This window comes from Brevundimonas sp. CURTG3B2_SDJG (assembly GCF_057364705.1).
The window spans coordinates 1-2,311 of record NZ_JBNFOJ010000384.1 but is presented as its reverse complement, the minus strand read 5'-3'; the positions used below and the strand labels follow the sequence as shown (position 1 = coordinate 2,311).

Here is a 2,311-nt window from a genome sequence, read left to right as displayed (position 1 = left end):
GCGAGCAAGCGGACGGCATCCATCGCCGTCCGACGAGGACCCCCGGACTACCCTTCGCCCGGGCTTCATCGCTCGACCACAGCCCGCCGTCGTCGGGACGTTGGATCCGACGCCCTCCCCATCGACGGGATGCGAAGAGTATGGCGCAGGTGGAGGACGGTGCGGGAATAGGACGCTGGGGCGGGCGGGGAGTGGAGGGATTCCAGCGGCTTGGCGGGTTTCGGTTCGCTGGGAGTCCGTGAATGCCGTCCATGGGCGACGCGTCACCTCCCGGCCTGCACCGCGTCATGGAAGATCAGGCCCAGGGTCATGCGGTGACCGTCACGCACCCGGTTGACGCCGTGGCGCATCTGGACGCGGTAGTCGCCGCGGGTTCCGGCGACGGGGCGTTCGCGGACGGCGAAGACGACGCCGTGGCCCTGGGTCAGGGGAACGACGTGGGCCTGGGACTGGCTGCGGGGTTTCTGCTCGACCAGGACGAACTCGCCGCCGTCGAAGTCGCGGCCTGGCGCGCTGAGCAGGATCGCGACCTGGAGCGGGAAGACGAGCTCGCCGTAGAGGTCCTGGTGCAGGCGGTTGTAGTCGCCCGGGCCGTATTTGAGCATCAGGGAGGTGGGCCGCGTCTGGCCGGCGGCGCGGCAGCGGGCGGTGAAGTCTTCAAGGCGGGCCGGGAAGTCGGGACGACCGAGCCGGGCGGCCCAGTCGTTGGCGACCGGGACGAGGCCGGCGTAGAGGCGTTCGCGCAGGGCGGGCAGCGGGTCGGGGAGGGGATTGGCGAAATACTGGTACTCGCCCTGGCCGAAGCCGTGGCGGCCCATGACGACGCGGCTGCGGAAGCGGTCGGGGTCGTCGTAGAGGGCGGCGAGGGTGGCGCAGGTGTCGGGCGTCAACAGCGGGCCGGTCAGGGCCCAGCCCTGGGCGTTCAGGTCGGCGGCGATGCGCGGGAGGTCGAGGGACATGGGGCCGGTGTAGGCCCGAGCGCCTTAGGGGGCTGGCGGGTTTCGGCCTCGGCGTCCCTTCTCCCATTGGGAGAAGGTGGCCCGAAGGGCCGGATGAGGGGCGGGCGGAAGACGTCCCAAAAAACGACCCTCACCCTTTCGCCTGGCCGATCGCTTCGCTCTCGGAGGCTCAAGCACTCTCCCAAAGGGAGAGGGTCACCCAAACCTTCTGCGCTGTTCCGCGCTTCTCAGCGTCGAGCGCAGGAAGTCGGCCGGCGGGTCGGTCTCGGCCAGCACGTCTTCCTTGATGGCGCGGGGCTCGCCGAACAGGTGGCCCTGGCCCATGCCGACGTCGAGCTCCAGGATGTCGACGATCTGGCGCTCGGTCTCGCACTTCTCGGCGATCAGCTCGATGCCGTAGCGGCGGGTCAGGCCGGCGAAGTCGGCGGCCGAGATGTCGCGCAGGGACGGCAGGGCCGAGGCGCCGTCGGCGTCCAGCAACTGCTCGATCAGCAGGTCGGCCGAGACCTTCATGAACTTGACGTCGGAGCGCTGCAGGTCGGCGAAGTCCAGGTCCAGGGTCTGGACCTTGTCGATGGAGAACCGGAAGCCGAGATCGGCCAGCTTGGCCATGTTGCGGGCCTCGACCGCGCCGCGGGCGTCGAAGACGGCCTGGCCCAGCTCGAAGATCAGGGCCTGGTTGAGGTCGCGGTTCTCCGACAGGAAGTCGAGGAACTGCGGGAAGAAGGTCTCGTCGCCCAGCGAGGTCAGGGCGACGTTGCAGAAGACGCCGACCTTGCGGTCCTGGCGGGCCAGACGGCGGACGATCTGGGCGCAGCGGAAGAGCAGCAGATTGTCGATGGCGGGAACCAGGCCTTCGCCTTCCGCGACCGACAGGTATTCCGCCGGCATCATCACGCGGTCATCGGCGGCGCGCAGGCGGGTGAAGCTTTCGTAGAAGATGGTCCGGCGCTGGGGCAGGGAGACGACCGGCTGCAGGTAGAGGTCGACGCGGTTTTCGGCCAGGGCCTCGTGGATGGTCTGGAGGAGCGCGTTGGACTGCTGCTGGTGACGGGCCTCGAAGGCGCTGGCCGGAGCCGGGCGGCTCATGCGCTCGTCGATGGAGACGCTCATCTGCTGGATGAGGGTCTCGAGCATGCGGACCTCGCCGGACAGGGCCTCGGTCGAGGTCAGGGCGCCGCTTTCGATGGCCTGGGCCAGTTCGGTCAGCGCGCCTTGCGTGGACTCCATGGCGTCGGCGAGCAGGCGGTGGGCCTCGCGGACCTGGTCGATCTCCTTCTTCAGCGAGGCGCGCTGGGCGCGGCCGACGAAGAGGGCGTGGGCGGCGGCGAGCAGGCCCCAGGGTCCCGACG

2 protein-coding genes are annotated in these 2,311 nt (G+C 69.8%); both read right to left on the bottom strand.

Annotated features, from left to right (window positions below; genetic code table 11):
- Window positions 1-263: 263 nt before the first annotated feature.
- Window positions 264-959, bottom strand: coding sequence for a 2OG-Fe(II) oxygenase (locus AC2W7C_RS16925; RefSeq protein ID WP_486002424.1), 696 nt, complete (start codon window positions 957-959; stop codon window positions 264-266).
- 195 nt (window positions 960-1,154) lie between these two features.
- The coding region (tipF, locus tag AC2W7C_RS16920) for a flagella assembly cyclic-di-GMP phosphodiesterase TipF (RefSeq protein WP_486002423.1) at window positions 1,155-2,311 on the bottom strand (1,157 nt) is incomplete at its 5' end.